This is a genomic window from Nocardia sp. NPDC060220 (assembly GCF_042727815.1).
GTDB lineage: Bacteria > Actinomycetota > Actinomycetes > Mycobacteriales > Mycobacteriaceae > Nocardia.
In genome coordinates this window covers 1-3,725 of record NZ_JBHWZY010000696.1, presented here as the reverse complement: position 1 = coordinate 3,725, position 3,725 = coordinate 1, and the positions used below count along the sequence as shown (strand labels likewise).

The 3,725-nt window shown below is 63.1% G+C and carries 4 protein-coding genes; 3 read left to right on the top strand and 1 reads right to left on the bottom strand.

The genetic code is table 11. The annotated features are described in order from the left end of the window. Positions 1-333: hypothetical protein (locus ACFWF3_RS27900; protein ID WP_379316405.1), on the top strand; the 333-nt coding region annotated here is incomplete at its 5' end. 12 nt (positions 334-345) lie between these two features. Beyond that, the gene (locus tag ACFWF3_RS27895; protein WP_379316404.1) at positions 346-1,401 is read left to right on the top strand and encodes a hypothetical protein; all 1,056 of its coding nucleotides are present in this window, start codon (positions 346-348) and stop codon (positions 1,399-1,401) included. Between the two features lie 27 nt (positions 1,402-1,428). Here the strand turns inward: ACFWF3_RS27895 and ACFWF3_RS27890 are convergent, their stop codons facing one another. Next, on the bottom strand, positions 1,429-1,668 hold the full coding sequence (locus ACFWF3_RS27890; protein WP_379316403.1) for a hypothetical protein: 240 nt from the start codon (positions 1,666-1,668) through the stop codon (positions 1,429-1,431). A 156-nt stretch (positions 1,669-1,824) separates the two neighbouring features. Between ACFWF3_RS27890 and ACFWF3_RS27885 the strand changes: the two genes are divergently transcribed. Next, a partial coding sequence (locus ACFWF3_RS27885) for a glycoside hydrolase domain-containing protein (protein ID WP_379316401.1) occupies positions 1,825-3,725 on the top strand: 1,901 nt, incomplete at its 3' end.

Here is a 3,725-nt window from a genome sequence, read left to right as displayed (position 1 = left end):
GGACAGAGCGGGACATACTACTTTTACGATGGCCTCTTCCGGATTGAGATGCCGGTTGTGAACCCCACTTCGGCGGACATTGTGACAATTCGTTCGTCGTTCGGCGGCCGCGACCTGCTCTTGGACTGCTCGCTGCGCTTCTTCAGCGAAGGTCCTGAGCCGGACGGAACCTTCCTGCTGCATTCGGGCAACTACCGCTTCTTCGGCGGCCAGGTGCAAATGAGGATGTCCACCGTCTTCGCACTACTTGGTGTAGATGGAACGGACGTCGTCGGAACTCCGCTCTACCTCCAGCTGTCGGGCGCTGATCTGTCGCCCGGAGCGGCGCTGTAGGCGTGGTGTGTCGTGGAGATGCTTGATGTGCGCAAGCACGATCCCGAGGAGTACGAAGGGAAGGGGATAACCATCCGCGGCTGTCTGTATCGGATCGGTCCCCAGCTCGGCTCGGGTTATTCGAAGTTCGTCCATGTGTTGCGCAACGCCAGATCGGGTCTGCACCTGAATGTGCTCGCGATCTATCGTGACGCCGACTCGGGCCGACAGGAGCTGGGCCGTGAACTGGCTGTCAAAGCTCTCGATGATCTCATGGAGGGACAAAGCGTGGTGCCCAGTCTCATGGAGGTCGATCTGCCGGGCGGAGTCGCGTACATCCAGGACTACGTAGGCCCCTATGAACCCGCGCCGAGTCAGGACATCGTGTCTGCGGAGCGACTCATGGTGGCCGGTGAATGGTTTGAGGCCGCCGATATGTTCTCGCGTGTTCTCGAGACGCGGCCGGACCACACCGTCGCACTGTTCAACCGCGCATCAGTCCTCAACTCCATGCGTCGCCCGGACCTGGCGGCAAACCTGATGGCGCGGGTTATCGACATCGAGCCGAACTACCGTGCCTACCTGCGCGACTACGTGAAATACTGCTCGGCCGCCGAAATGCCGATCGAGGTCATGGACGGATGGAGGGCCATCACCGAGCGCTACCCGCACGACACCAGCTGTCGACAATACGTCGACAAGGTGCCGCGACAGGCCGCCGCGCTGCACAACAGGGGAGTCCAACTGGCGACCGAAGGCCAGTGGAATGAAGCGGTAGCGTCGACAGAACGGGCGATCGAGTCATACGTTCGACTGGCCGAATTCGATCACAAGAAATTCGATCAGGAGCTGGCAGAGAGCTTGTTGAACTATGGGATATTCACAACAGCGGGCGGCAACATAGTTGGCGGCATTCAACCGCTACTTCAGACCATGCGCATCGCCCATGAGTACGGGCGTCACGATCTGTATGACCTTGCCGCACACGAGATGCGGCAAGCATTGGCGCTCGACCGGCAGACTGTGGCGGAGGAACTCGAGCGGTTGACCGGAGGCCCGGTACCACCATGGTTCGGCAATCCGAGCTAGCGTGCGGCGGCGCATGTACGCGCGGATTCAGATACGCACGTCTGCAAGAGAATTGGTGGCTTCGGTGGATGCGCAGGGCCTGATGCGAGCGCACGGACACTCCTCGAGAACCCACCACTGAGTGGGTGACCAGCGCTCGAGGTGGATGAACGTCGAGCGGGCACGGAGTTGCGGGCAGAGATTCGGCACAGGCAGCAGCTGCGCAATCGCATCGCCCAGCAAAAGGCGGTCGATGACTGCGTCACCGCCGGAATCGGGAATGGTCACGACCCGATTGTCACCCCGCTCGGTCACCTGGCGCCATGACACCGCCGTCGAAGAATTCGAGTAGTGGATTACGCGCGTGATCATCGCCCCTGGTTACGACAATCAGAGTCTCGAACAGTGGCCAGCCCGTTGTACCGACGAAGCGAGGAGGCTTCCATGACTACCAGGCCAGTGCACAGCACATTCCGGATTTCGTCGGGCTTTCGAACGCCGGATCGACCTGACCATGACGGTATCGATTTCGCCGCACCGGCAGGCACGCCAATCTTCGCACCGGTGGACGGTGTGGTCGTCGAGGGTGCGGAACGCCCACCGGGGTCGGTGTCGGGGTTCGGAAACTGGGTGTGGCTGGATGCACAGGACAGCCGCGGTGTTGATCTGATCTTCGGCCACATGCGTCATGCGAGCATTCTGGTGAAGCAAGGCGATCGGGTGCGGGAGGGCGAACAGATCGCGAGTGTGGGGTCGGAGGGCCAATCCACCGGTCCGCATCTGCATTTCGAGGTGTGGGGCCCGCCCGGGCGCATCGGCGGTGAACCGAGGAATCCGCAGCCTTTCCTCGAGGGTGCGGTCGACCCCGGCACGCAACCCGACCCCGGTACCGACGGGTCGAGCCCGGAGGCCTTCCCACTGCCGCGAGGGTTCTTCTACGGACCGTTGGAGGGCCCGGCCTCGTCGATCTCCGGGCGTCACGGCAGCGAACGGCCCGAGTGGATTGCGGGCTTGAAGCGCTGGCAGCAGGCGCGGGGCCTGCCACAGACCGGTGTCTACGACCAGACAACCGCCGACGCGGCGCGTTCGGTTCAGTTCGCGAATGGGTTCACCCCTGATGGACTGATCGGCCCGGCGACCTGGCGGGCGGGATTCACCAGCACCTCGTCCGGGGAGCGTCCATCGAGGATGCAGCTGGTCGATCACGCCGCGGCGCGCCCCGGGGCGCAGGCAGTGAAGGCCGACGGATACCACGGGGCTGTTCGCTACCTGGTGGACTCACCTGAACGCGGCCTGATCAACAAGAAACTCACTCCTGAGGAAGCCGCAGGGTATCTCGATCTGAAGATGCCCCTTGTCAGCAATTGGCAAAAGGGAAAGAACGCCACTGCCGATTGGCGCCGCGGGTTCGACGGCGGTGTCGCCGACGCCCAGGCCGCCGACGCGTGGCACCGGCACTGCGGCGGCCCGGCCGAGGCTCCGATCTTCTTCTCCATCGACGACGATCTGTCGCTGTCCGAGTGGAACAGCATGGCCACCCACTATCTGCGCGGCGCGGCGTCGGTGCTGGGCAAGGAGCGCGTCGGCGCGTATTGCAAATACCTGGCGTGCGATTGGGCAGTCGAGGACGACGTCGTCGGCACGTGCCGCGACGGCAGCGGAAAACGGTTCCTGTGGCAACCCAACACCTGGCTGGGCGGTAGGCCGCTCGGCACGATCTCCGCGCACGCCTGCCTGTTCCAGCGGCTCATTCACCCGCGCGACAACATCAAGGTCGCTGGGATCAACATCGACGTCAACGACACCCTCACCGCCGACTTCGGGCAATGGCAATACGCCGCCCAGCCCATTACCCCAGAACCGATCGTCGTTCCCGACCCGATTTCGGTGCGCGAACCCGACGGCTACGACATCGCCTGGCACGCCGGGCCGGGCTCCCGCTCCGGGCATGGCCCATACAAGCGGATCTACCTGCACACTACAGAGAATCAGGACTGGATCAGCCGCGCCGAAAACGTCGCCGACGGTCAAGCGGCCAGGCAGGACGGGTCATATCACTACATCGTCGACGACAACCACATCATCCAGACGGTCTCAACGAAGAACGCCTCCTGGAGCGTTCCGGTGCGCGGCGTCAACGACGAGAACCAGGATTCGGTGCATATCGCCCTCGTCGGGACCTCCGGCGCGATTCCACGGTGGACCACCAGTCCGAGCCCCAATGTCGAATCGAACCCGAAGCAGCGCTCCGTGTGGCTCGAGCACGACAAGATGCTCGACATGGTGGCCTTCACCATCGCCAAAATATCCGAGGAACACCACATCCCGATCGAGCGGGTCGACAT